Here is a 24137-nt window from a genome sequence, read left to right as displayed (position 1 = left end):
ACCGCAACCGCTGTCAGGAATCAGCTTTGCTTGCGTCCGAATCGGTGGCCAGGACCAGGTCAACACGTTCCAGCAGATCCCGTACCTGTTCGCGGGTGGTGGCGCTGGCCTGCACATCCGGACGCTCCTGGCGGTGCAGCAGATCGTGGGTGATGTTCAGCGCGGCCATGACCGCAATGCGATCGGCGCCGATGACTTTGCCGCTGCTGCGGATCTCGCGCATCTTGCCGTCCAGGTAACGGGCGGCGCTCACCAGATTGCTGCGTTCTTCCTGGGGGCAGATGATCGAATATTCTTTGTCGAGGATCTGCACGGTAACGCTATTGCTTGAACTCATGAGTCTTGCTCCAGGGCCTTGAGGCGCGAAATCATCGATTCGACCTTACGCCGGGCGATTTCGTTTTTTTCAATGAGGTGCGCGCGTTCCTCGCGCCAGGTCTTTTCCTGAGCTAATAAGAGTGCGTTTTGACTCTTTAGTTGCTCGACCCGGGTAATAAGCAGTTCGAGTCTGGCCATCAGTGCGTGCAGGTCGGTGTCTTCCATTGTGTCCCACTGAAGTTGGTCTGATGAGTGGCAACTGGCTGGACAGCGCCTGGGTGGCCTGAACGGTCCTTGCGCATTCGGTGCTGTCCGGTCGGCAATCTGTCCGTCGCCCAAGGCCCGGCGGACCGCTGTAACGGGGCGCTAGGCGCAACGCGGCGCTGGCAATGAATGATGACACGCCCTACGATACAAGGCCTTCATTCTAGACATTGCGCCGCTTGGCGCCTAGCTGCCCATGCCCATTCAGAATTCCCCGTACAACGCCTTCGCCACCCTGCTCAGCAGCAGTGGCCATCCTGTTTCTCCTGCCGAATTGCACGGCCTGTTGCTGGGTCGCAGCTGCGCCGGCGCCGGGTTCGAGGTCGACGGCTGGCTGGTTGACGCCGCCGAGCTGCTCGAAGGCGAGCCGCAGGACAACGTGCGCAACGCCTTGATCGGCCTGCAGGAAATGGTCAAGGGCGAACTCACCAGCGACGACATGACCGTGGTCCTGCTGCTGCCCAGCGACGACGCTCCCCTGACCGAGCGTGCCGCGGCCCTGGGCCAGTGGTGCCAGGGCTTCCTCGCCGGCTTCGGCCTCAACTCCCGTGACAGCAGCGCCCTGAGCGCCGAGGCCACTGAAGTGTTGCAGGACCTTGCCGCCATCGCTCAGGTCCAGGATGCGCTGGAAGAGTCCGACGACGGTGAAAGCGACTACATGGAAGTGATGGAGTACCTGCGGGTCGCGCCGTTGCTGCTGTTCACCGAAACCAACAAGACCGTTGCACCGGCTGCCAAGCCTTCTCTGCACTGATCGACAGGGAACTGCATCTGCCCATGATTCATATCCCTAAAACGGAATACAGTCGTCGCCGCAAGGCGCTCATGGCGCAGATGGAGCCCAACAGCATTGCGATCCTGCCGGCGGCAGCCGTGGCCATTCGCAACCGCGATGTGGAGCATGTCTACCGCCAGGACAGCGATTTTCAGTACCTCAGCGGCTTCCCCGAGCCCCAGGCCGTGATTGTGCTCATGCCCGGTCGCGAGCATGGCGAGTACGTGCTGTTCTGCCGCGAGCGCAATGCCGAGCGCGAGCTCTGGGATGGCCTGCGGGCAGGCCAGGAAGGCGCGATTCGCGACTATGGCGCGGACGATGCGTTCCCCATCACCGACATCGACGACATTCTCCCGGGCCTGATCGAAGGTCGCGACCGGGTCTATTCGGCCATGGGCAGCAACCCTGAATTCGATCGTCATTTGATGGAGTGGATCAACGTGATCCGCTCTAAAGCGCACCTTGGCGCCCAGCCGCCGAACGAATTCGTTGCCCTGGATCATCTGCTGCACGACATGCGCCTGTATAAATCGGCGGCGGAAGTGAAGGTGATGCGCGAAGCCGCACGGATATCCGCCCAGGCCCATATCCGCGCCATGCAGGCCAGTCGCCCCGGATTGCACGAGTTCAGTCTGGAGGCCGAGCTGGATTACGAGTTCCGCAAGGGCGGGGCGAAGATGCCAGCTTATGGTTCCATCGTCGCGGCGGGGCGCAACAGTTGCATCCTGCACTACCAACAGAATGACGCCCTGCTCAAGGATGGCGATCTGGTGCTGATCGACGCCGGTTGTGAAATCGACTGCTACGCCAGCGATATCACCCGGACCTGGCCGGTCAACGGCAAGTTCTCGCCCGAGCAGAAGGCGATCTATGAACTGGTGCTGGCGGCCCAGGAAGCGGCGTTTGCCGAGATCGCCCCGAACAAGCACTGGAACCAGGCGCACGAGGCGACGGTTCGGGTCATCACCGCCGGTCTGGTGAAGTTGGGCCTGCTGGAAGGCGCGGTGGATGAGCTGATAGCCAGCGAGGCCTACAAAGCGTTCTACATGCACCGTGCCGGACACTGGCTGGGCATGGATGTACACGATGTCGGCGAGTACAAGGTCGGCGGCGAGTGGCGGGTGTTGGAGGTCGGCATGGCGCTGACCGTGGAGCCGGGCATCTATATCTCCCCGGACAACCAGCAGGTGGCTAAGAAGTGGCGCGGCATTGGCGTGCGCATCGAGGACGACGTGGTAGTGACCAAGCAGGGCTGTGAAATTCTGACGGGCGGCGTGCCGAAAAGCGTCGCCGAGATCGAGGCGTTGATGGCCGCTGCCCGGGTCCAGGCGTCATGAGCCGGGTCAATCTGGCCATCATCGGTGGCGGCCTGGTCGGAGCCAGCCTGGCCCTGGCCCTGCAGGCCGGAGCCAAGGCCCGGGGCTGGAAGATCGTGCTGATCGAGCCGTTCGCCCCCGGCGACAGCTTCCAGCCCAGCTACGATGCACGCTCTTCGGCGCTGTCCTTTGGCGCCCGGCAGATCTACCAGCGCCTGGGCCTGTGGCAGGCGATTTCCCGGCGTGCCGAGCCGATCAAGCAGATTCACGTGTCCGACCGCGGGCGCTTCTCCACGGCGCGCTTGTCGGCCATGGAAGAAGGCGTTCCGGCCCTGGGCTATGTGGTGGAAAACGCCTGGCTCGGCCAATGCCTGTGGCAGGGCCTGGACAAGGACGTGATCAGTTGGCGCTGCCCGGCGGAAGTCACCCGCCTTGAGCCCCTGGAGGGCGGCTATCGCCTGACCCTGAATGACGAAACCACCCTGGAATGCGACCTGGCGGTGCTCGCCGATGGCGGGCGCTCCGGCTTGCGCGAACAGTTGGGGATCGGGGTCAGGAATCGCCCTTACAACCAGAGCGCGCTGATTGCCAACATCACCCCCAGTGAAGCCCACAACGGTATGGCCTTCGAGCGCTTCACCGATGATGGCCCGATGGCGCTGCTGCCCTTGCCGGACAACCGTTGCGCGCTGATCTGGACCCGCCAGGGCATGGACGCCCAGCGTCTGGCCGATCTGGATGAGCGCAGTTTCCTCAGCGAACTGCAGGGCATGTTCGGTTACCGCCTGGGCACCCTGAAACAAGTGGGGGCACGGCATCTGTATCCGCTGTCCCTGGTGGAGGCCGAAGAGCAGGTGCGCCCCCATCTGGTGGTGCTGGGCAACGCCGCCCACAGCCTGCATCCGATTGCCGGCCAGGGCTTCAACCTGTCGCTGCGTGACGCTCAGGCCCTGGCGGATGCCTTGCTGGCCAGCGAGCGCTTGCCGGGGGATTTTGCCGTGCTGCAGGCCTATCGCGAGCGCCAGCGCCTGGACCAGAGCCTGACCGTGGGCTTCTCCGACCAGGTCACCCGGCTGTTCGGCAGCAAGCTGCCGCTGCTGTCGGTGGGGCGCAACCTCGGCTTGCTCGGACTGGACCTGCTGCCCCCGGCCAAGCGCTGGTTTGCGCGCCAGGCCATGGGCCTGGGTACTCGCCCGGATGCGTGAGTGGCTGACCCGACGGTTCGGCAAGGCCCGCCTGTTGCGCTGCTTGATGAGCCTGTATCCACCCTACCTGGGGGCCGGAGTGCGGGGCCGCCGGATCAGCGCGGATTTTCGCGAGGTCGAGGTTCACATGGGCCTGGGCTGGTACAACCGCAACTATGTCGGCACCCAGTTCGGCGGCAGCCTGTATTCGATGGTGGACCCGTTTTTCATGCTGATGCTGATGGAGAACCTGGGGCGCGACTACATCGTCTGGGACAAGGCGGCAGCCATCGATTTCATCGCCCCGGGCAGGGGACCGGTATTTGCCCGGTTCAGTCTCGACCCGGCGCTGCTTGACGAGATCCGCCGGCAGACCGCCAGTGGCGAGAAGTACCTGCCGCAGTTGCAGGTCGAGATTCATGACGGCTCCGGCACCCTGGTGGCGCGGGTCGATAAAACCCTTTATGTGCGGCGCAAGCCGCAAGCGAGACAGGCCTAAAGCATGGAAATGCGCGCAGATGTGCTGATTGTCGGAGCCGGAATGGTCGGCAGTGCCTTGGCGCTGGCGTTGCAGGGCAGCGGCCTGGAAGTGCTGCTGCTCGATGGCGGCTCCTTGAGTGTCAAACCCTTCGCCGCCGAGTCGGCGTTCGAACCCCGGGTCAGCGCCTTGTCGGCGGCCAGCCAGCGTATCCTCGAACGCCTTGGCGCCTGGGACGGCATCGTCCGGCGTCGCAGCAGCCCCTACTGCGAGATGCAGGTCTGGGATGGCAGCGGCACCGGGCAGATCCACTTCTCGGCGTCCAGCGTGCATGCCGAGGTGCTGGGGCATATCGTCGAGAACCGGGTGGTGCAGGACGCCCTGCTCGAACGTCTGCACGAATGCGATATCGGCCTGCTGGCCAATGCCCGCCTGGAGCAGATGCGCCGCTCCGGCGATGACTGGCTACTGACCCTGGCCGATGGCCGGGTGTTGCGGGCACCGCTGGTGATCGCCGCCGACGGCGCCAACTCGGCGGTACGCCGCCTCACCGGTTGTGCCACCCGCGAGTGGGACTACCTGCACCACGCCATTGTCACCAGCGTGCGCAGCAGCCGGCCTCACCAAATGACCGCCTGGCAGCGCTTCACCGATACCGGCCCGCTGGCCTTCCTGCCCCTGGTGCGGGATGGGCAGCAGGATTGGTGCTCGATTGTCTGGTCCACCACGCCCACTGAAGCCGAGCGCCTGATGGCCCTGGACGACGAGAGCTTCTGCGCAGAACTGGAGCGCGCCTTCGAAGGCCGTTTAGGCAAGGTGCTCGGTGCCGACCCGCGGCTCTGCGTACCGCTGCGCCAGCGGCATGCCAAGCGCTATGTGGCCGAAGGCCTGGCGCTGATCGGCGACGCTGCCCACACCATCCATCCGCTGGCGGGGCAGGGGGTCAACCTGGGCTTCCTCGATGCCGCGGTACTGGCCGAAGTGCTGCTGCAAGCGGCCGATCGTGGCGAGCGCCTGGCCGAGGTCAAGGTCCTCAGCCGTTTCGAGCGCCGGCGCATGCCTCACAACCTGGCGCTGATGGCGGCCATGGAAGGCTTCGAACGGCTGTTCCAGGCCGATCCGCTGCCACTGCGCTGGCTGCGCAACACCGGCCTCAAGGTGATCGAGCAAATGCCCGAGGCCAAGGCGGTCTTTGTGCGCCAGGCCCTGGGCCTGAGCGGCGATCTCCCTGAGCTGGCCAGAGCCTAGGAGCCGGTTCGCCGGCGAAGCGTTCCGGAGGAGGGTTCCACGCAACATCTGGTAACGCCTCGGCGCCGGGTTCGGTTGAGATGGCAAATGGGAGTCCTTATCATTTCGCCTCATTTTGAAATCGAGAGACTGCTCCCATGTTGGCACCGAAGCGTCTACTGACCGCCCTGGCCCTCACCCTCATCGGCAGCGCCGCCCAGGCCGCCGATGAAGTCGTGGTCTACTCCTCGCGTATCGATGAGCTGATCAAGCCGGTGTTCGATGCCTACACCCAGAAGACCGGGGTGAAGATCAAGTTCATCACCGACAAGGAAGCGCCGCTGATGCAGCGGATCAAGGCCGAAGGCGAGAACGCCACCGCCGACCTGCTGCTCACCGTGGATGCCGGCAACCTGTGGCAGGCCGAGCAAATGGGCATCCTCCAGCCGTTCACTTCCAAGGTCATCGACAGCAACATTCCCCTGCAATATCGCTCTTCCAACCACGCCTGGACCGGTCTGAGCCTGCGGGCGCGGACCCTGGCCTACTCCACCGAGCGGGTCAAGCCTTCCGAGTTGACCACCTACGAAGCCCTGGCCGACAAGCAGTGGGAAGGTCGCCTGTGCCTGCGCACCGCGAAGAAGGTCTACAACCAGTCCTTGACCGCCACCCTGATCGAAACCCACGGCGCGGCGAAGACCGAAGAGATCGTCAAGGGCTGGGTCAACAACCTGTCCACCGATGTGTTCTCCGATGACATCGCCGTACTGGATGCGATCAACGCCGGGCAATGCGACGTCGGCATCGTCAACACCTACTACTACGGTCGCCTGCACAAGCAGAAGCCGAACCTGGCGGTGAAGCTGTTCTGGCCGAACCAGGGCGACCGCGGGGTGCACGTCAATCTGTCGGGCATCGGCCTGACCAAGCACGCGCCGCACCCGGAAGCGGCCAAGGCCCTGGTGGAGTGGATGACCACGCCCGAGGCGCAGAAGATCTTCGCCGACGTCAACCAGGAGTTCCCGGCCAACCCGGCGGTGGCACCTTCGGAAGAAGTGGCCAGCTGGGGCAAGTTCGTGGCCGACACCCTGCCGGTTGAAATCGCCGGCAAGCGCCAGGCCGAAGCCATTCGCTTGATGGACCGCGCTGGCTGGAACTGAGCCTGCCGTTATACTGCGCCCCGCTTTTGCGGGGCGTTTTGTTTAACGGTTGGGCTTTTGTGGCGAGGGAGCTTGCTCCCGTTCCACCGCGTAGCGGTGGCAAGCCCTGAATACGTGATTCAACTGGCGTAACGTGGTTGCAGCCGTTGGGGCGGCCATGGCACCCAGCGGGAGCAAGCTCCATCACCCCACGCGTTTTGCGCAAGTATTTTTGTCTGTTCCACCTGCCCGAGAGTTCTTTGTGGCCCATCCCGCCCAACGTCGCTGGTATCCCCTGGTCTTTGCCGTAGCGGCCCTGGTCCTGCTGCCGCTGAGTGTGCTGCTGCTGTCCTGGCAGGCGGTCGATGCGCAGATCTGGTCCCACCTGTGGGACACGCAGATGACACGGTTGCTGAATAACACGCTGACCCTGGTGCTCGGGGTGGGCGTTGGCGTGACCCTGCTGGGGGTGAGCCTGGCCTGGCTCACCAGCCTCTGCGAGTTTCCCGGGCGGCGCTGGCTGGACTGGGCGCTGATGCTGCCCTTCGCGATCCCGGCCTATGTCCTGGCGTTCGTCTTCGTCGGCCTGCTGGACTTTTCCGGGCCGGTGCAAAGCCTGCTGCGGGAATGGTTCGGCAGCGGCCTGCGACTGCCGCGGGTACGTTCCACCGGCGGGGTGATCCTGGTGCTGGTGCTGGTGTTCTATCCCTATGTCTACCTGCTGGCGCGCAACGCCTTCCTGGCCCAGGGCAAGGGGTTGATGGAGGCCGCGCGGGTGCTCGGCCAATCGCCCTGGCAGGCGTTCTGGCGCGTGGCGCTGCCCATGGCGCGGCCGGCCATCGGTGCCGGCGTGGCCCTGGCGCTGATGGAGACCCTGGCGGATTTCGGCGCGGTGGCGGTGTTCAACTTCGACACCTTCACCACCGCCATCTACAAGACCTGGTATGGCTTCTTCAGCCTTTCCAGCGCAGCGCAGCTGGCCAGCCTGTTGCTGCTGGCGGTGATGCTGGTGCTGTACGGCGAGCGTCGCGCGCGGGGCGCCAGCCGCACCGGCAACGAGCGGCCCCGGGGCAAGGCCCTGTATCACCTGCGGGGGATCAAGGCCGTGGCGGCCACGGGCTGGTGCCTTCTGGTCTTTGCTTGCGCCTTCGTGATTCCGCTGCTGCAGCTGCTGGCGTGGTTCTGGCAGCGCGGGCGCTTCGATCTGGACGAGCGCTACGCCGGATTGATCGTGCATACCCTGTACCTGGGGGGCATGGCGGCGTTGATCACTGTCAGCGTGGCCCTGCTGCTGGCCTTCGCCCGTCGCCAGGCACCGACCCGGGGAATTCGCGCCGGGGTCAGCCTGGCCAACCTGGGCTACGCCTTGCCCGGTTCGGTGCTGGCGGTGTCGATCATGCTGGCCTTCAGTTACCTGGATCGCGAACTGGTGATCCCGTTGTCCGGCTGGTTGGGCGGGGCCGGCATGCCGCTGTTGCTGGGCAGTCTCTCGGCCCTGCTGCTGGCCTACCTGGTGCGCTTCATCGCTGTGGCCTACGGACCGCTGGAAAACAGCCTGGAGCGGATTCGCCCGTCGCTGCCCGAAGCCGCGCGCAGTCTGGGGGTGGGTGGGCCGCGACTGTTTTTCAAAGTGTATCTGCCGCTGTTGCTGCCCGGGACCTTGAGCGCCGCCCTGCTGGTGTTCGTCGATGTGCTCAAGGAAATGCCCGCCACCCTGCTGATGCGCCCGTTCGGCTGGGACACGCTGGCGGTGCGGATCTTCGAGATGACCAGCGAAGGGGAGTGGGCCCGGGCGTCGTTGCCGGCGCTGACCCTGGTGCTGGTTGGCCTGCTGCCGGTGATTGGCCTGATCCGCCGCTCGGCCCATCGAATCGGTTAGGTGCCAGCCTTGCACCTTGCAGCTACAATGCGCGGCATTCGGTGCGGCCTGTTGTTTGGCCGGGACGCTGAAGTCGGCTGCAAGCCATCTATTTCAAGGCTTTCACCCTAGCAGCGCCAGTCCGCACCCTCGCCACGCCCGGAAGGAGAAACCCATGGGACAGCGTACGCCTCTGTATGACCTGCATCTCGCCCTCGGCGCGAAAATGGTCGATTTTGGCGGTTGGGATATGCCTTTGCATTACGGTTCGCAGGTCGAGGAGCACCATCAGGTGCGACGTGATTGCGGTGTGTTCGATGTATCCCACATGACCGTGATCGATGTCAGCGGCTCTCAGGCCAAGGTCTGGCTCCAGCACTTGCTGGCCAATGATGTCGAACGTTTGCAGCACCCTGGCCAGGCCTTGTACAGCACCATGCTCAATGAGCGCGGCGGCATCGTTGACGACATGATCGTCTATCGCCTCGAAGACGCTTACCGTCTGGTGGTCAACGCCGCCACGCGTGATCAGGACCTGGCCTGGATGCAGGCGCAACTGGGCGAGTTCCAGGTGCAACTGCGCGAGCGCCCGGAACTGGCGATGCTGGCCATCCAGGGGCCCCAGGCGCGGCACAAGATTGCCGAGCTGGTGACCCAGTCCCGCGGCACCCTGATCCAGCAGCTCAAGCCATTCGAAGCCGGCAGCGACGGCGACTGGTTCATTGCCCGCACCGGCTATACCGGCGAGGACGGTCTGGAGATTGTCCTGCCCGCCGACCAGGCGCCGGGCTTCTTCAACGACCTGGTGGGCGCGGGGATCTCGCCCATCGGCCTGGGCGCTCGGGATACCCTGCGCCTGGAAGCCGGCATGAACCTCTACGGTCAGGATATTCACCAGGATGTCTCGCCCCTGGCGGCAAACATGGCCTGGAGCATTGCCTGGGAGCCTTCCTCGCGCAAATTCATCGGGCGCACGGCCCTGGAGGCCGAGCGAGCATCCGGGGTGAAGCAGAAACTGGTGGGCCTGGTGCTGGAGGAGCGTGGGGTTTTGCGCGCGCATCAGGTGGTTCGCATCGCGGATGTTGGCGAAGGTGAGATCACCAGTGGTAGTTTCTCCCCTACGCTGAGTAAATCGATCGCACTGGCGCGGGTGCCGATGGCCACCGCCGACCGTGCCGAAGTGGAAATCCGCGGCAAGTGGTACCCGGTCCGGGTGGTCAAACCGACCTTCGTGCGCCACGGCAAGACCTTGATCTAACTATTTCCAGCCGGCATTGCGCCGCTGACACTTCTTCTTGAGGACACAGAACATGAGCGATATCCCTGCCCACCTGCGTTTTGCCGATAGTCACGAATGGGCCCGTCTGGAAGCCGACGGCAGCGTGACCGTGGGTATTAGCGACCACGCTCAGGAAGCCCTGGGCGACGTGGTGTTCGTCGAGCTGACCGAAGTCGGCAACGTGTTTGGCGCAGGGGACCAGGCCGGTGTGGTGGAGTCGGTGAAAGCCGCTTCCGACATCTATGCGCCGGTTGCCGGCGAGGTGATCGCGGTCAACGAAGAGCTGAGCACCAGCCCCGAGCTGCTCAACAGCGAGCCTTACGACGCCTGGATCTTCAAGCTCAAGCCAAGCAACCCGGCCGATCTGGAGAAACTGCTGGACGCCGCCGGCTACAAGGCCGCCATCGGCGAGTAAGGCATTCCTGCAGGCAGGCCCGCTCCCGTTTTTGCAGGAGCGGGCTGGCCCGCGCAGGTGCTTAAGCCTGCAACACCTCTTTTACGGCCGCCACCGCACGTTCCACGTCGGCCTTGTTCATGGCCGTGAACATCGGCAACGAGACGATCAGTCGACCGACCCGTTCCGCCACCGGGAACATCCCTTCCTTGAAACCGCGCTCGCGGTACAGGCTCAGCAAATGAATCGGCGGGTAGTGATAGCCGATGCCGATCCCCCGTTCCTGCATCTGCTCCATGAAGGTGGCGCGGGCCGGCTTGCCGTCTTTGCGCTCCGGCAGCACCAGCTGGAACAGGTGCCAGTTGCTGTTGCTGAAATCCGCCGGCGGTAGCTGGGCGCCATAGCGGGCCTCGAAGTCGCTGCCGAAGCATTCGAAGTAGTGCCGGGCCAGCTCACGGCGATGGGCGGTGATCGCCTCGATATGGGCAAACTGCCCGAGGCCGATGGCCGCGGCCACGTCGGTCATGTTGAACTTGCCGCCGAGCACGTCCACGTCCAGGCCGTCGAAGCCGCTGCGGGTCACGCCTTGCAGGCGGTACTTCTCCGCCAGGCGCACTTCCTCCGGGGTATTGAGTACCAGACAGCCGCCCTCGGACGAAGTGACGTTCTTGTTGGCCTGGAAGCTGAAGGACACGAAGTCGCCAGCGGCGCCGATGCGCTGGCCATTCCAGCTGGAGCCCAGGGCCTGGGCCGCGTCTTCCACCACCCGCAGGCCGTGTTTCTGTGCCAGGGCGTACAGGCGAGTCATGTCCACCGGCAAGCCGGCCAGGAACACCGGGATGATGGCCTTGGTGCGCGGGGTGATCGCCGCTTCGACCTGGGCCAGGTCGATGTTGCGGGTGACCGGATCGATGTCGGCGAACACCGGCGTGGCGCCCACTTCGAGAATCACGTTGGCGGTGGCAACCCAGGAAATCGGCGTGGTGATGACTTCATCCCCGGGGCCTATGCCGGCGATGCGCAGGGCGATCTCCATGGTGCAGGTGCCGGAGTTGAAGGTGCGTACCGCGCGTCCGCCGAAGAACTCCGAAAGCTGGGCTTCGAAAGCCTGGACCTTGGGACCGCTGGTGATCCAGCCCGAACGCAGCACTTCGCCGACGGCGGCGATGGTGGATTCATCGATGGTGGGTTTGGAGAACGGCAGGAATGGCAGTTGGCTCATGACAGTGGGACACCCGATAAGCGGACGATGGAAGCAGGGTTGAGGCGCGCCGGGGCTGGCGCGCGAACGCCCTGCATGATGGTACCGATTGCCTCGGGACGCCAGTGCGTCGAGCGGTGGAATCGGCTGCTATGCTGCTTTGCACCCTGTTGCATCGACGCTGAGCGCCGCTTATCGGAGAGCCTGCCATGTCCCAGTCGCCATCCCTGAGCCAGTTACGCGAGCCCAACGCTTTTCTCAACCGGCACCTGGGTCCCGATGCCGAGGAGCAGCAGGCGATGCTCGCCAGCCTCGGGCTGGGCAGCCGCACCGAGCTGATCGAGCAGACCGTGCCGCCGGGAATCCGCTTCAACCGCCCCCTGGAGCTGCCACCGGCGCTGGATGAACAGGCCGCCCTGGCCCGGCTCAAGGGCTATGCCGCGCAGAACCAGGTCTGGACCAGTCTGATCGGCATGGGCTATCACGGCACCCTGACGCCCACCGTGATCCTGCGCAACGTGCTGGAGAACCCCGGCTGGTACACCGCCTACACGCCCTACCAGCCGGAAATCGCCCAGGGCCGGCTCGAAGCGCTGCTCAACTTCCAGCAGATGACCATCGACCTCACCGGCCTCGACCTGGCCAACGCTTCATTGCTCGACGAGGCGACGGCGGCCGCCGAAGCCATGGCCCTGGCCAAGCGCGTGACCAAGTCCAAAAGCAATCTGTTCTTTGTCGATGAACACTGCCATCCGCAGACCATTTCCGTGGTGCGTACCCGGGCCGAAGGGTTTGGCTTCGAACTGATCGTCGACGCTGTGGATAACTTGCCCGCGCACCAGGTGTTCGGCGCGCTGTTGCAATACCCGGATACCCACGGCGAGATCGTCGATCTGCGGCCGCTGATCGACCACCTGCACGCACAGCAGGCCCTGGCCTGTGTCGCTGCCGATCTGCTCAGCCTGCTGTTGCTGACCCCGCCCGGCGAGCTGGGGGCCGACGTGGTGCTGGGTTCCTCCCAGCGCTTCGGCGTGCCCATGGGCTACGGCGGTCCGCATGCGGCGTTTTTCGCCTGCCGTGACGAGTACAAGCGCGCCATGCCCGGGCGCATCATCGGCGTGTCCAAGGATGCCCGGGGCCAGGTGGCGCTGCGCATGGCCCTGCAAACCCGCGAGCAACATATTCGTCGCGAAAAGGCCAACTCCAACATCTGCACCGCCCAGGTGCTGCTGGCCAACATCGCCGGCTTCTATGCGGTCTATCACGGTCCGGCGGGGCTCAAGCGCATTGCCCAGCGGGTGCACCGGCTGACCTGCATTCTCGCCGCCGGCCTTGAGCGCAAGGGGATCACCCGGGTCAACCGGCACTTCTTCGACACCCTGACCCTGGAGGTCGGGGGCAGCCAGACGGCGATCATCGAGAGCGCCAGGGCGCTGCAGATCAACCTGCGGATTCTCGGGCGCGGCCGGCTGGGCCTGAGCCTGGATGAAACCTGCGACGAAACCACCGTGGCCCGGTTGCTGGATGTGTTTCTCGGTGCCGACCACGGGCTGGACGTCGCTGAACTGGACGCCGAGGCGCTGGAGTCGGGACTGCCCGACGAACTGCTGCGGCGCAGCCCCTGCCTGACCCATCCGGTGTTCAACGGCCATCACAGCGAAACCCGGATGCTGCGCTACCTCAAGCAGCTGGAGAACAAGGACCTGGCGCTCAACCAATCGATGATCCCCCTGGGCTCCTGCACCATGAAGCTCAACGCCAGCAGCGAGATGATCCCCATCACCTGGCCGGAATTCGCCAACCTGCACCCTTTCGCCCCGCGGGAGCAGGCCGTCGGTTACACCTTGATGATCGAGGAACTGGAGCGTTGGCTGTGCGCCATCACCGGTTTCGATGCGGTCTGCATGCAGCCCAACTCCGGGGCCCAGGGCGAGTACGCCGGGTTGCTGGCGATTCGTCGCTACCACGAGAGCCGCCAGCAAGGCGGGCGGCACATCTGCCTGATACCGGCCTCGGCCCATGGCACCAATCCGGCGTCGGCGCAGATGGCCGGGATGCAGGTGGTGATCGTCGAGTGCGACGAGTCCGGCAACGTCGATCTCCAGGACCTGAAGGCCAAGGCTGCCGAAGCCGGCGATCGCCTGTCCTGCCTGATGGCGACTTATCCGTCGACCCACGGTGTCTATGAGGAGGGCATCAGCCAGGTCTGCGAAGTTATCCACAGCCACGGCGGCCAGGTGTACATGGATGGCGCCAACCTCAACGCCCAGGTGGGCCTGGCCAGGCCGGCGGACATCGGCGCCGACGTCTCCCACATGAACCTGCACAAGACCTTCTGCATTCCCCACGGCGGCGGTGGGCCGGGCATGGGGCCGATCGGCGTGCGCGCCCATCTGGCACCCTTTGTCGCCAATCACCCGGTGGTGCCGATCGACGGACCGCTGGCGGACAACGGCGCGGTCAGCGCGGCGCCCTGGGGCAGCGCCAGCATCCTGCCCATCAGCTGGATGTACATCGCCCTGATGGGGCCGCAACTGGCGGATGCCAGCGAAGTGGCGATTCTGGCCGCCAATTACCTCGCCGATCAGCTGAGCGGAGCCTTCCCGGTGCTCTATAGCGGGCGTAATGGCCGGGTGGCCCATGAATGCATTCTCGACCTGCGACCGCTCAAGGCCCTGACCGGCATCAGCGAGGAGGATGTGGCCAAGCGCCTGATGGACTACGGCTTCCATGCCCCGACCATGTCGTTCCCGGTGCCGGGTACCTTGATGGTGGAGCCCACCGAAAGCGAGTCCAAGGCCGAGCTGGATCGCTTTGTCGAGGCCATGCTGAGCATCCGCGCCGAGATCGCCCAGGTCCAGGAGGGCAACTGGCCGGCCGAGGACAATCCGCTCAAGGGCGCGCCCCATACCCTGGCGGATATCGCCGGGACCTGGGAGCGGCCTTACAGCATCGAACAGGCGGTGCTGCCCAGTGCCCACACCCGGGCCCACAAGTACTGGCCGACGGTGAACCGGGTGGACAACGTCTACGGTGACCGCAACCTGTTCTGTGCCTGTGTCCCGGTGGCGGCCTATCGCTGAGTCCGCCTCAGTAGTGCTGGCGTAGCCGCGTCGGGCGGGTGCCGTGGGCGCGGCCCCGGTGTGGCTGACTCTCCAGGGGGTAGAGGTGCAGCAGCTCTTCCTCGCTGACCTGGTTGCTCAGGCCCAGCTCCAGCTCCGGGCAGTCCAGGTCCAGCCAGTCGCCGTGCTGCAACTGCAGTTCGTTCTCGCGCCGGCTGGCGCTGTGGAACACATAGTGGACCATGCCCGGTTGCAGGAACTGCTCGTGCTGTTCGAGGAACGTCTGGGAGTACTTGCGAATCGCCCACCAGTTCTGCAGATCCAGGTGGTAGCTGAGGTAGGACAACTGCGCGCCCTGGCGTTCCACCCGGACATTGAGTGACAGGCTGTGCTGCAGTTCGCCAAGGATCAGCGCCGGGGTGATGGCGCATTGGCGTAGCCGCGATTGCGCGCAGGAACTGGCGTCCTGGCGGCTCAGCAGCGGGTCGTGGATGTCCTGGCCCAGGCTGAATCCGACAAACCGCAGTTGCTTGAAGTGATCCACCAGGTACACGCAGACCACCCCCGGCTGACTGCTGATGCTCAGGGCGTGGTAGGGGATCGTCAGCGCCTCGCCATCGGTCTTGAGCAGGTTGCCGTTGCCCTTGTAGAACCAGCCCTGGTGCGTGTGCGGGGTGTTCAGGGTGACCTCGCAGACCTGGGCCAGCAGGTTGTCGCTGGGCTTGAGCGGCGGACGCAGCGGTCCTTGCACAAGGCCTTCGACAGGCAGCCGGGGATGGGCCGGGAGGCTGCGCAGGTGCTCGCTCCAGCTCAGATGGCGACGGGCGCAGAACTGCAGGGTTTCGTACAGTCCGCCATGTTCGGAAAGGGCGCGCAGGCTCTGGCCATTGTGAAAATCGAACAGCCCGATGGCGCGCTGATCCTTGTGGCAGACATCCAGCAACAGCAGGTAATCGTCCATGATTCTCTAGTCCTTGAGGGGCAAGCGGGCTGGGAGGATAGGCAACGGCCCGGAGGCCAGCGCGCGTTGGGGCTGGCGCGCACTGTCCTTGAGCAGCAATGACAGGAACAGGCCGGCCAGGCTGCCGCTCAGGGCCACGTACAGGATCGACGGGAGGCCGAAATGGCTGGCGGCAAACCCGGCCACCGCCGGGGACAATCCGCCGCCGAGGATCTCGCCGAAACCCACGACGATCCCGGTCGCCGTCGGCAACAGGGCGGGGGCCACGGATTCGCTGGTCAGCGGGCCGACCGTCATGCAGATCAGGCTGAAATTGAAAAACGACAGCAGGAACAGCAGCAGGAACAGCAGCCAGGGAATCGCCGGGCTGACGATCAGCAGGCCCACCAGGGTGCTGCTGGTCATGAAGCACATCGACACCACCGGCTTGCGCCCGAGGCGGTCGGACAGGCCGGGAATGATCAGCTGGCCGATGAAGCCGCCCAGGCCGATGGCCGAGATGACCAGGGCCATGGACAGGTTCTGCAGGTGCAGATGGTCGGTCAGGTAGCTGGGCAGCATGGCGCAAAGCACGAACTGGCAAGTGAGGATGCAGAACATGATGAGGATGTTCAGGCTGACGTTGCCGCTCTTGAAGGCCGCCAGCCATTGGCGCCCGGCGCTGGCGTCGGCCCCTGTACGGGGCGTTGCCGGCAGCGGCCGGTAGGCCTTCCACAGGTAGCCGGCCAGGAGCAGGCCGGGCAGGGCGATGATGGCGAAGACCGCACGCCAGGAACCGGTCAGTTGCAGCAGGCCGGCAGCGATCAGCGGCCCCAGGCACAGGCCGAGAATCGGAAACAGCGCCTGCTGGATGCCCAGGTTCAGTCCGCGCCGGTCGGGGCGCGAGACTTCGTTGGTGACAATGATGCTGGTCGGGGTGAAGGCGCCTTCGCAGATGCCCATCAGCCCGCGCAAGATGACCAGCCCGAGTACCCCGGTGGCCAGCGCGGAGAAGCCGGACAGCAGCGACAGTACGGTGATGGAGATCACCAGCACGCGGCGGGTGCCCAGGCGCTCGATCACGCTGCCCATGCCCAGGGCGGACAGTCCCCAGGTGAAGGCCAGTGCGGCGGACAGGTAGCCCAGGTCCTGATAGTCCAGTTGCAGGTCGTGCATGATCACCGGGAACAGCGGCAGGATGATGAAGCGGTCCAGCCCCACCAGCCCGAAGCTCAGTGACAGCAGCAGCACCATGGTTCTTTCGTAACGGCTGTCGGCAGCCGTGGTTGGTATTCCAGCGTTCATCGCTCAGCTTCCTTGTGAAACCATGAACCCGGCGCGGTGCGCCGTGAGGGTGCGACCCGAGGTGGCCATGCAGCCCGGCAACCTCGGGTCGGACAGACGCAGGGCGCTACCTCAGGCGGTCCACTCGCCCACCGCCATTTCTGCGGTAAAGCCCGGGCCAAAGGCCGCCAGCAGGCCGATGTCGCCCTGATTCAGATTGGAATCGAACTGGCGCTTGAGCACGTCGAACACCACCACGCTGGCGATGTTGCCGGCTTCCGACAGGCTGCTGCGCGATTGCGCCACCCGGTTCGAGGCCAGGTCCAGGTGCATCACCAGTTCGTCGAGGATCTTGCGGCCGCCGGTGTGGAAGATGAAGAAGTCGTTGTGCGCGCAGTTCTGTTCGAAGCTGTCGTAGTTGAGCTTCTCCATCACCGGCGCCACATCCTTGATGGAGTTCATCACCGCCTTGTCGAGGGTGAAGTGGAAGCCGGTGTCCTTCACGTCGTACTTGATGTAGTGCTCGCTCTTGGGCAGGAAGAACGACTCGGTCTTCTTGATCTTGAAGCCGCCGGCCTGGTCATCGGCGCGCAGCACGCAGGCCGACACCGCATCGCCGAACAGGGCCGCGGAGATGAAGGCGTGCAGCTTGGTGTCGTCCGGCTGATAGCACAGCGAAGAGAACTCCAGGGACACGATCAGCACGTGGTTGCGCGCATCGAGCCGGGCGAAATCGTTGGCCCGGTTGATGGCCGCGGCGCCGGCAACGCAGCCCAGCTGGGCGATGGGCAGTTGCACGGTGGAGTTGGGCAGGCCGAGGTCGTTGATCAGGTGCGCGGTCAGCGACGGCATCATGAAGCCGGTGCAGGAGGTGACGATCACCATGCGGATGTCGCTGATCTGCAAGCCGGCATTCTCGATGGCCTGGCGCGCCGCAGCGGACGACATCTGCCGGGCTTCACGCTCGTAGACGATGCTGCGGTGGGTAAAGCCGGTGTGCACCGCCAGTTCGTCGATCGGCAGCACCAGATGGCGCTCGTTGACTTCGGTGTTGGCGATCATGCGCTTGGCCAGGGCCATGCGCGGATGGTCGCCGTGCAGGTTCTCCAGGTGATCAATCATCTGTTGTTGAGTGATCTTGTGTTGCGGAAACATGACGTGTGGGAGGCAAAGAGTAGACATGATGGGTCCTTGGCTCTAAGTAAGCCAATAAGTTAAGGGTGGGGAAAGTCCCCGTTCATAGGCACAGGAATCTGTAGGCCCTAAAGGAAATCAGGACCTTAAGGCAACTTCGAGGCGTGAAGCGGCCGTTGATGTAACTTTTAAGTTGGATTTTATTTTAATGGCTAACTTCAAGGTGCCTTATATAAAGGCACCTTGAACAACAACTTATATATCCAGTACGAACTTATAAGCGTATTGCCAGGCCAGGTTGCTTTCGCGCACGTGCTTGCGAATCACCATGCGCACCGGCGCGCCGACTTTCAGCTGTTGCGGGTCGCAGATGTCGACGATTTCCGAGGCGATCACCAGACCGTCATCCAGGCGCACCATGGCCATCATGCGCGGCACGGTTTCGCCATAACCCATGGCGGCCAGGACCGGGTTCTCGGCGTGGGCCATGACTTCGATCTTGCCCGTGCGCTTGCAGCGGTAAGGCTTCACGCTCAGGGAGTTGCAGGCGCCGCAGACGGTACGCCGGGGGAAGAAGATCTCGTTGCATTCTTCACACTGGCTGCCTTCGAGGCGGTATTTGCCGCCATGCTCGCGCCATTCGCGAAGCATGCTGGCAGTGGTCATTCTGTGGATCTGTTCTGGGTACATGGACATGGTCCGGGCTCCTTAGTCGTTCGAGAGGACAATCACTGAGTTGTGCGCCGCATAACCGCCAAGGTTCTGCGACACGCCGATGCGTGCGCCCTTGACCTGGTTGTCGGATTCACCCCTCAGCTGCCGGAACAGCTCGGTGATGTGCAGGATGCCGTCGCAGCCGGACGCGTGGCCGCGGCCGATGTTGCCGCCGTCGGTGTTCAGCGGCAGTTGGCCGTCCAGGGCGATGCCGCCTTCGAGCACGAAGTCGCCGGCCTGGCCCTTGCCGCAGATGCCCATGGATTCCATCTGGATCAGCCCGGCGCCGAGCAGGTCGTAGACCTGGGCCACGTCGATGTCTTTGGCGGTGATCCCGGCTTTCTTGTAGGCAATTTCCGCGCAGGCGATGGAGTTGGCCGAGACGGCCATGCCCACGTCCTTGGGCAGGCCCGGATGGTGCAGGGTCGGGTTGTGGAAGCGTGTGCCGAAGTAGTGGGAGACCCCGGTGTAGGCGCAGCCGCGGACGAACACCGGTTTGTCGGTGTATTTGTGGGCCAGGTGCTCGGCCACCAGGATCGCGCAGCCACTGGCTTCGCCCCAGGCCAGCATCGAGCCGCAGGCTTCGCTGTTCTTCAGCGCTTCCAGGGTGGGAATCGGCTGGCCGTAGCGGGTGGCGGTCGGGGTGTTGTGGGCATAGACGCGCATCTGCCGGCCAAAAGTGGCCAGGACATCGGCCTCGCGACCGGCATAGCCGAACTTCTGGAAGTACTCGGCGGTGGCCAGGGCGAAGGCGTCGGTATGGGAGATGCCGAGGAAGTAATCGTATTCACATTCAGTGCTGGAGCCGATGTACTCGGCGTAGTTGAAGTGATCGGTCATTTTCTCGAAGCCACCGCACAGGACGATGTCGTACTCACCGGATGCCACCATCTGGTGACCCATCTGGAACGACACCGAACTGCTGGTGCAGTTGGCGGTGCTCATGAAGGTCGGCGCCGGACTGATGCCCAGGGCGTCGGAAATGGTCGGCCCCAGGCCGCCATATTCGGAAATGCCTTCACCGTGATAGCCGTAGGCGACCCCCTGGATTTCCCGGGGATGCATCTTGGCGTCCTTGAGGGCTTTATAGGCGGACTCGACGATCATTTCCTTGAACGTCTGCCGAACTCGTGAACTTCCGGGCTTCGGCGTATAGGCGGCCGAAACGATTGCAACACGACGTGCGCACATGTGCATGCTCCTTGCGTAGACAGGCGTAATCAGAGATAGGCGGTCAGGGCGTAGTCAGCCCGCAGGTACTTGAATTCGTACTTGATGGAGGTGCCGTAATCGACGTAGGTCTTGGCTTCGAGCAGTTCGCGCAGGGGTTTGTTGTGCTTCTGGTACTGCTCGATGGCGTCGGTGACGGTCAGGGCGATGGCGTCACTGCCGGCCCCGAAACCATAGGACACCATGAGGATTTTCTGCCCCGGACGGGCCTGGTCCAGCACGTTGATCAGGCCGAGCAGCGGGCTGGCGGAGCCAGTGTCGCCCACATCGCCGGCATAGATGCCCGGTTCGATCTGCTTGGTGTTGAAGCCCAAGTGCTTGCCCAGGGAGTAGGGCGTGGACACCAGGTTCTGCTGGAACACCACGTAGTCATAGTCGGCGGCGCTGGTATGCAGCTTGGCCATCAGGCCTTCGGCGGCGCGGCGGGTCTGGTCTTCCAGCCCGATGCTGTTCTTGTCCGAGCCCAGGCCCATTCCGGAACGGATGTAGCGATCGCCTTGGGGGCGGATGTTGTCGGCGATATCGGCGGCGCAGGAGAAGCTGGCGTCGAACTCGGCGATGACGTTCTGATTGCCGATCAGCAATGCCGCGGCCCCGGCCCCGGCATAGGACTCGGTCAGGTCGCCGGGTGCGGTATTGCGGTTGATGGTGTCGGCGCCGATGGCCAGGGCGCTGCTGGTCATGCCGGATCCCACCAGGGCCTGGCAGATCTGCAGGGCGGAAGTACCGGACTTGCCGGCGAACTGGACGTCGGCGCAATAGGCGTCGTAACCGCTGCCGAGCATTTCCAGGATGATCGAGGCCGAGGCACGTGAATCGTAGGGGTTGGTGCAGGTGCCCAGATAGAGGGCCTGGAGCTCATGGCCGGGGACTTTGTCCAGGGCCCGTTGCGCTGCTTGCACGCCGAGGGTGATGACATCTTCATCCGGCTGCAGCACCGCTCTTGCGCTGACGCCGAGGTTTTCCTCTACCAGCTTCAGATCAGTGTTTTTCCAGACGTTGATGACGTCCTGAACTTTGAGACGGCATACCGGAACAGCCGCGCCATAGCTGACAATGCCTACTTTTTTCACGTTCATTTTCCTCTTGATTCCATTCTTTTTGAGAAAACTGGGTCGTGCTTGCTCAGAAGCACCCTTGAAACATACGGAAAACAGTTTTTGCTGCCCGACTCTGGCCAGCACCGCGTAAACCCTCAGCCCAGAGGGTTTTTGCAGCAGGCTCCAAAGAGGGGAAAACCCACTCGAAAGCTGTTTTTCTTCACCTCTCTGTGCTATGATACGGAACGTTTCGTTTAATAATAATTTCAGACGATCCAGTCTCTTTAGAGGAAAGGCTTCAAGTCTCGAATTCGAGGAACTCAGAGTTACAAGGCCTGATCCGCTCAACCCTTACGAGAAATTTCAAGAACTAGATGGATCGGTGCAAGAATTTCATGATTCTTTCAAGAATGAAACGAAACGGACCGTTTCATTTCGATTCGAGGGAATCCTATACCCTGCGTTGCGTTTGTCAAGCGCCCTGCCTGGAGATTTTTTATTGTGGCTCGTACCCCATCTCGCAGCTCCATCGGCTCTTTGCGAAGTCCGCATACCCACAAAGCCATCCTCAGTTCCACCATCGAGATCCTCAAGGAATGCGGTTATTCCGGGCTCAGCATTGAGTCGGTCGCGCGCCGGGCGGGTGCCAGCAAACCGACGATCTATCGGTGGTGGTCGAACAAAGCGGCGTTGATCGCGGAAGTCTATGAAAACGAGAGCGAGCAGGTGAGAAAGTTTCCTGATCTCGGCTCGTTCAAGGCCGATCTCGACTTTTTGCTGCGTAATCTCTGGAAAGTCTGGCGGGAAACCATTTGCGGCGAGGCGTTTCGCTGTGTCATTGCCGAAGCCCAGCTGGATCCTGCGACGCTGACTCAGCTCAAGGATCAGTTCATGGAGCGCAGAAGGGAGATGCCGAAAAAGCTGGTGGAAAATGCCATCAGCAATGGTGAGCTGCCCAAGGACACCAATCGCGAATTGCTGCTCGATATGATTTTCGGTTTTTGCTGGTATCGGTTGCTGACTGAGCAGTTGACTGCAGAACAGGATATTGAGGAATTCACTGATTTACTGATCAACGGTGTCTGTTCTGGCGCACAACGTTGATCTCTTTACAGCATTGAGCCCGCACATGATGCGGGCTCAATGACATGGGACTCTCAGGCTGAAGCGGTACCGAACTCGCGATACAGGTCCGGCAGAAAGCTGGCCAGGTGATTGAACTCGCACATGTCGTGAACGGCGAACTCATAGGCCAGGGTTTCCAGCTCGGCTTCGCCGAAACCACTCTCCTTGAGCAGCGCCGAGGCTTTTTCTGCCCCGGGAAAGCGGGCCATCGACGGGTGCGAACCGACCCAGTAGCGGCTGGTCAGGTACATGCCGCCCGGGACCTCCTTGAACAGATGCACCATCAGTGACACCGGCACCTGCGGATGTTCGGCCAGACTCATCAGGGCGCTGACGCTGCCATCGATTTTCGCTTCGCGATACAGGTCGGCGTCCAGGCCCAGGCTGGCCGGCTCCTTGAAATCGATATGCAGGTGCATCAGGCGGTCGCCGACATATTCCGAGGCGCAGAAGGTGTTGCCGTACAAACGCTCTTCGAAACTCAAGGACGCGTCACCCAAGCGCTGGTGGTTCACGCATGGATTGCTCACGTGAGCGTAGGGGAACCACAGGGTGTAGCGCTCCGCTTCCGCGGGGTGCCACATGAACCACCACTTGAACATCTGCGCGCTGCAGCCGGGGAAGAACTTGCGGCTCTGCACATAGGCCATCGGGCCCGGCAGCAGGGCGTAGCCGGATTCTTCGCTGACGAAGTCCGGGTCGAGCAGGCGATTGATGTCCTCCACACTCGGGGTCAGGGTGTCTTTGAGGTCCATGGGGCCTTGCTGGATCTTGCGCACGGCGGACAGCGGCACGCGCATTTCCGAGCGGAAATATTTGGCATAGGGCTTGTTCCTGACCGCGGCCTGGTTGCGTAGGAACAGCTTCTGCATGGGCAGGGAGAAGTAGGTGAAGGGGGTCATGACGCGCGCTTCCATGCTGATATCCTTTGGCTTGACTAGACGAGTGGCCGGCATCTTCCTGTACTCCCTCAAACGTGGTTGCACGAGAAACTGGCGCTTTGTAGCTAAGCAGTGCATAAACAAAAGTCAAATTTGAATTTAACTTAGTGAGAAAGCCATGGCTCTTTCCGCTTCCCCGCAGACGCCTGCGGCCCGTGCACCGCGCCAGGATGGTCAGGCGACTCGCCAGCAGATCCTGGAAACGGCCGGCCAGCTGTTTGCCGAGCTGGGGTACGCCAACACCACCAGCAAGCAGATCTGCGAGAACTCCAAGGCCAACAACGCCTCGGTCAATTATCACTTCGAGAACAAGGACGGCCTGTATCGGGCGGTGTTGCGCGAGGCCCATGACCGCCTGCTGCGGATCGAGACCATGATCACCCTGAGCGAGAGCCAGGACCGTGCCGAGGACAAGCTGCGAGCCATCATCACCGTGCTGATCGAGGGGCTGGCCAACCAGCGCGAGGGCTGGGCGCTGAAGGTGCTGACCCGCGAGCTGCTGTCGCCCTCGTCGGTGTTGCCGGAGGTGCTGGAGCAGCAGGCCTTTCCCAAGGCGCAGATCGTGCGCAACATTCTCGGGCAGATCATGCAATTGCCACCGGACGACCCGGCCACGCTGCGCAGCGCGGTCAGCGTGTTTGCGCCCTGCCTGTTCCTGCTGATTGCCCATGAGCCGCTGACGCGCCATGTGTTGCCCGGGTTGGCGCTCGATCCGCCGGCGTTGATCGAGCACATGATGAGTTATGCCCTGGCCGGCCTGGCTGCCGTGTCCCGGGCTTCGACCCCCGTATAGGCCGTTGTCCGGGCAAAAAAAACGCCGACCCAGAGGTCGGCGTTGCTGTTCGGCGATTCCCGGGCCGGTTCTTACTCCTGGGCGACGGCGTTCTTGGCCAGGATGGCGTTGGCCAGCTCCATGTCGGTGGCTTTGAGGCCGGGGTTGTCGGCGCGGACTTTCTGCATGGCGGCTTCCAGGTAAGGGCCGCGGATGCTGCCTTCGCTGGCCACGAAGCTACCGGCGTCGTCCTGAGCGGCGACGATCAGTTTGTGATCCTTGAAGGTCAGGTAGGTGGAACCGGTGGTGGCACCGGAGGAAATGACGTTACGCCAGAAGGTGTCGGCCATTGCCGAACCAACGGGAAGGGAAAGCAGGGCAAGGGTGGCGACAGCTATTTTCAGACGCATGATGGGTGACTCCAACTGGGGGGTATCTGCACAGTTTGATTCTAGATACCCC

Annotated in this window: 23 protein-coding genes; 12 read left to right on the top strand and 11 right to left on the bottom strand. The window is 63.3% G+C overall.

Going from position 1 to position 24137, the window contains the following annotated elements:
• Positions 1 to 13: 13 nt before the first annotated feature.
• Positions 14 to 337 (bottom strand): cell division protein ZapA, encoded by a 324-nt coding sequence (locus tag POS17_RS29245; protein ID WP_016962902.1) that lies wholly within the window; start codon positions 335 to 337, stop codon positions 14 to 16.
• Positions 334 to 543 (bottom strand): TIGR02449 family protein, encoded by a 210-nt coding sequence (locus tag POS17_RS29240; protein ID WP_011064144.1) that lies wholly within the window; start codon positions 541 to 543, stop codon positions 334 to 336. The genes POS17_RS29245 and POS17_RS29240 overlap by 4 nt, the downstream gene beginning before the upstream one ends.
• Positions 544 to 778: 235 nt before the next feature.
• Between POS17_RS29240 and POS17_RS29235 the strand changes: the two genes are divergently transcribed.
• The 9 genes from POS17_RS29235 (at position 779) to gcvH (ending at position 10253) form a co-directional block, all read left to right on the top strand.
• The gene (locus POS17_RS29235; RefSeq protein WP_016962903.1) at positions 779 to 1336 is read left to right on the top strand and encodes a YecA/YgfB family protein; all 558 of its coding nucleotides are present in this window, start codon (positions 779 to 781) and stop codon (positions 1334 to 1336) included.
• Between the two features lie 23 nt (positions 1337 to 1359).
• Positions 1360 to 2694 (top strand): Xaa-Pro aminopeptidase, encoded by a 1335-nt coding sequence (gene pepP / locus POS17_RS29230; protein ID WP_060841640.1) that lies wholly within the window; start codon positions 1360 to 1362, stop codon positions 2692 to 2694.
• The gene (ubiH, locus tag POS17_RS29225; RefSeq protein ID WP_060841639.1) at positions 2691 to 3878 is read left to right on the top strand and encodes a 2-octaprenyl-6-methoxyphenyl hydroxylase; all 1188 of its coding nucleotides are present in this window, start codon (positions 2691 to 2693) and stop codon (positions 3876 to 3878) included. The genes pepP and ubiH overlap by 4 nt, the downstream gene beginning before the upstream one ends.
• Positions 3871 to 4356, top strand: a complete 486-nt coding sequence (locus POS17_RS29220; RefSeq protein WP_060841638.1) for a DUF4442 domain-containing protein — start codon at positions 3871 to 3873, stop codon at positions 4354 to 4356. The genes ubiH and POS17_RS29220 overlap by 8 nt, the downstream gene beginning before the upstream one ends.
• A 9-nt stretch (positions 4357 to 4365) precedes the next feature.
• Entirely contained in the window at positions 4366 to 5583 is a 1218-nt protein-coding gene (locus POS17_RS29215) for a 2-octaprenyl-3-methyl-6-methoxy-1,4-benzoquinol hydroxylase (RefSeq protein ID WP_164990729.1), read from the top strand.
• Positions 5584 to 5720: 137 nt separating this feature from the next.
• A complete protein-coding gene (locus POS17_RS29210; RefSeq protein ID WP_016962908.1) occupies positions 5721 to 6722 on the top strand; it encodes an extracellular solute-binding protein in 1002 nt (333 codons plus the stop codon).
• Positions 6723 to 6963: 241 nt separating this feature from the next.
• Positions 6964 to 8580 (top strand): ABC transporter permease, encoded by a 1617-nt coding sequence (locus POS17_RS29205; protein WP_060841636.1) that lies wholly within the window; start codon positions 6964 to 6966, stop codon positions 8578 to 8580.
• Positions 8581 to 8734: 154 nt separating this feature from the next.
• Complete coding sequence (gcvT, locus tag POS17_RS29200; protein WP_060841635.1) at positions 8735 to 9817, top strand: glycine cleavage system aminomethyltransferase GcvT; 1083 nt, start codon at positions 8735 to 8737, stop codon at positions 9815 to 9817.
• Positions 9818 to 9869: 52 nt separating this feature from the next.
• Complete coding sequence (gene gcvH / locus POS17_RS29195) at positions 9870 to 10253, top strand: glycine cleavage system protein GcvH (protein ID WP_060841634.1); 384 nt, start codon at positions 9870 to 9872, stop codon at positions 10251 to 10253.
• 61 nt (positions 10254 to 10314) lie between these two features.
• On the opposite strand, the gene POS17_RS29190 is transcribed toward gcvH, so the two are convergent.
• Positions 10315 to 11454: a DegT/DnrJ/EryC1/StrS family aminotransferase gene (locus tag POS17_RS29190; protein ID WP_060841633.1), complete on the bottom strand. Its 1140-nt coding sequence runs from the start codon at positions 11452 to 11454 to the stop codon at positions 10315 to 10317.
• Between the two features lie 188 nt (positions 11455 to 11642).
• Between POS17_RS29190 and gcvP the strand changes: the two genes are divergently transcribed.
• Entirely contained in the window at positions 11643 to 14516 is a 2874-nt protein-coding gene (gene gcvP, locus POS17_RS29185; RefSeq protein ID WP_060841632.1) for an aminomethyl-transferring glycine dehydrogenase, read from the top strand.
• A 7-nt stretch (positions 14517 to 14523) separates the two neighbouring features.
• Here the strand turns inward: gcvP and POS17_RS29180 are convergent, their stop codons facing one another.
• The 6 genes from POS17_RS29180 to POS17_RS29155 all read right to left on the bottom strand — a co-directional run bounded on the left by POS17_RS29180 (position 14524) and on the right by POS17_RS29155 (position 20876).
• A complete protein-coding gene (locus POS17_RS29180; protein WP_060841631.1) occupies positions 14524 to 15456 on the bottom strand; it encodes a fumarylacetoacetate hydrolase in 933 nt (310 codons plus the stop codon).
• 6 nt (positions 15457 to 15462) lie between these two features.
• Positions 15463 to 16740 carry an MFS transporter gene (locus tag POS17_RS29175; protein WP_060841630.1) on the bottom strand — a complete coding sequence of 426 codons (1278 nt, stop codon included), beginning with the start codon at positions 16738 to 16740 and terminating at the stop codon, positions 15463 to 15465.
• Positions 16741 to 16851: 111 nt separating this feature from the next.
• Entirely contained in the window at positions 16852 to 17901 is a 1050-nt protein-coding gene (locus POS17_RS29170) for a type III polyketide synthase (protein WP_060841629.1), read from the bottom strand.
• 207 nt (positions 17902 to 18108) lie between these two features.
• The gene (locus POS17_RS29165; protein ID WP_060841628.1) at positions 18109 to 18549 is read right to left on the bottom strand and encodes a Zn-ribbon domain-containing OB-fold protein; all 441 of its coding nucleotides are present in this window, start codon (positions 18547 to 18549) and stop codon (positions 18109 to 18111) included.
• Between the two features lie 12 nt (positions 18550 to 18561).
• Positions 18562 to 19758 carry a thiolase family protein gene (locus POS17_RS29160; RefSeq protein ID WP_016966051.1) on the bottom strand — a complete coding sequence of 399 codons (1197 nt, stop codon included), beginning with the start codon at positions 19756 to 19758 and terminating at the stop codon, positions 18562 to 18564.
• A 29-nt stretch (positions 19759 to 19787) separates the two neighbouring features.
• Positions 19788 to 20876: a hydroxymethylglutaryl-CoA synthase gene (locus tag POS17_RS29155; protein WP_060841627.1), complete on the bottom strand. Its 1089-nt coding sequence runs from the start codon at positions 20874 to 20876 to the stop codon at positions 19788 to 19790.
• Between the two features lie 462 nt (positions 20877 to 21338).
• On the opposite strand from POS17_RS29155, the gene POS17_RS29150 reads away from it, so the two are divergent.
• Positions 21339 to 21941 carry a TetR/AcrR family transcriptional regulator gene (locus POS17_RS29150; RefSeq protein ID WP_016966053.1) on the top strand — a complete coding sequence of 201 codons (603 nt, stop codon included), beginning with the start codon at positions 21339 to 21341 and terminating at the stop codon, positions 21939 to 21941.
• Between the two features lie 53 nt (positions 21942 to 21994).
• Here POS17_RS29150 and phlG read toward each other — a convergent pair whose 3' ends face one another.
• Positions 21995 to 22879 (bottom strand): 2,4-diacetylphloroglucinol hydrolase, encoded by an 885-nt coding sequence (phlG, locus tag POS17_RS29145; protein ID WP_060841626.1) that lies wholly within the window; start codon positions 22877 to 22879, stop codon positions 21995 to 21997.
• 142 nt (positions 22880 to 23021) lie between these two features.
• Here phlG and POS17_RS29140 point away from each other — a divergent pair, with 142 nt between their 5' ends.
• A complete protein-coding gene (locus POS17_RS29140; protein WP_060841625.1) occupies positions 23022 to 23696 on the top strand; it encodes a TetR/AcrR family transcriptional regulator in 675 nt (224 codons plus the stop codon).
• A 71-nt stretch (positions 23697 to 23767) separates the two neighbouring features.
• Here POS17_RS29140 and POS17_RS29135 read toward each other — a convergent pair whose 3' ends face one another.
• Entirely contained in the window at positions 23768 to 24085 is a 318-nt protein-coding gene (locus POS17_RS29135) for a DUF2388 domain-containing protein (protein ID WP_016966055.1), read from the bottom strand.
• Positions 24086 to 24137: the final 52 nt, after the last annotated feature.

Source organism: Pseudomonas sp. Os17, assembly GCF_001547895.1.
Taxonomy (GTDB): domain Bacteria; phylum Pseudomonadota; class Gammaproteobacteria; order Pseudomonadales; family Pseudomonadaceae; genus Aquipseudomonas.
The sequence above is the reverse complement of the archived record's forward strand: the minus strand, read 5'-3'. Positions and strand labels throughout refer to the sequence as shown.

Excerpts from the sequence above, each read along its gene's own strand:
- POS17_RS29210 (WP_016962908.1), top strand. The coding sequence starts at position 5,721 with ATGTTGGCACCGAAGCGTCTACTGACCGCCCTGGCCCTCACCCTCATC.
- POS17_RS29190 (WP_060841633.1), bottom strand. The coding sequence starts at position 11,454 with ATGAGCCAACTGCCATTCCTGCCGTTCTCCAAACCCACCATCGATGAA.
- POS17_RS29135 (WP_016966055.1), bottom strand. The coding sequence starts at position 24,085 with ATGCGTCTGAAAATAGCTGTCGCCACCCTTGCCCTGCTTTCCCTTCCC.
- pepP (WP_060841640.1), top strand. The coding sequence starts at position 1,360 with ATGATTCATATCCCTAAAACGGAATACAGTCGTCGCCGCAAGGCGCTC.
- phlG (WP_060841626.1), bottom strand. The coding sequence starts at position 22,879 with ATGGAAGCGCGCGTCATGACCCCCTTCACCTACTTCTCCCTGCCCATG.
- POS17_RS29220 (WP_060841638.1), top strand. The coding sequence starts at position 3,871 with ATGCGTGAGTGGCTGACCCGACGGTTCGGCAAGGCCCGCCTGTTGCGC.
- POS17_RS29160 (WP_016966051.1), bottom strand. The coding sequence starts at position 19,758 with ATGTGCGCACGTCGTGTTGCAATCGTTTCGGCCGCCTATACGCCGAAG.
- POS17_RS29155 (WP_060841627.1), bottom strand. The coding sequence starts at position 20,876 with ATGAACGTGAAAAAAGTAGGCATTGTCAGCTATGGCGCGGCTGTTCCG.
- POS17_RS29215 (WP_164990729.1), top strand. The coding sequence starts at position 4,366 with ATGCGCGCAGATGTGCTGATTGTCGGAGCCGGAATGGTCGGCAGTGCC.
- POS17_RS29165 (WP_060841628.1), bottom strand. The coding sequence starts at position 18,549 with ATGTCCATGTACCCAGAACAGATCCACAGAATGACCACTGCCAGCATG.
- POS17_RS29140 (WP_060841625.1), top strand. The coding sequence starts at position 23,022 with ATGGCTCTTTCCGCTTCCCCGCAGACGCCTGCGGCCCGTGCACCGCGC.
- POS17_RS29170 (WP_060841629.1), bottom strand. The coding sequence starts at position 17,901 with ATGTCTACTCTTTGCCTCCCACACGTCATGTTTCCGCAACACAAGATC.
- gcvH (WP_060841634.1), top strand. The coding sequence starts at position 9,870 with ATGAGCGATATCCCTGCCCACCTGCGTTTTGCCGATAGTCACGAATGG.
- gcvP (WP_060841632.1), top strand. The coding sequence starts at position 11,643 with ATGTCCCAGTCGCCATCCCTGAGCCAGTTACGCGAGCCCAACGCTTTT.
- POS17_RS29180 (WP_060841631.1), bottom strand. The coding sequence starts at position 15,456 with ATGGACGATTACCTGCTGTTGCTGGATGTCTGCCACAAGGATCAGCGC.
- POS17_RS29240 (WP_011064144.1), bottom strand. The coding sequence starts at position 543 with ATGGAAGACACCGACCTGCACGCACTGATGGCCAGACTCGAACTGCTT.
- POS17_RS29175 (WP_060841630.1), bottom strand. The coding sequence starts at position 16,740 with ATGAACGCTGGAATACCAACCACGGCTGCCGACAGCCGTTACGAAAGA.
- POS17_RS29235 (WP_016962903.1), top strand. The coding sequence starts at position 779 with ATGCCCATTCAGAATTCCCCGTACAACGCCTTCGCCACCCTGCTCAGC.
- gcvT (WP_060841635.1), top strand. The coding sequence starts at position 8,735 with ATGGGACAGCGTACGCCTCTGTATGACCTGCATCTCGCCCTCGGCGCG.
- POS17_RS29245 (WP_016962902.1), bottom strand. The coding sequence starts at position 337 with ATGAGTTCAAGCAATAGCGTTACCGTGCAGATCCTCGACAAAGAATAT.
- ubiH (WP_060841639.1), top strand. The coding sequence starts at position 2,691 with ATGAGCCGGGTCAATCTGGCCATCATCGGTGGCGGCCTGGTCGGAGCC.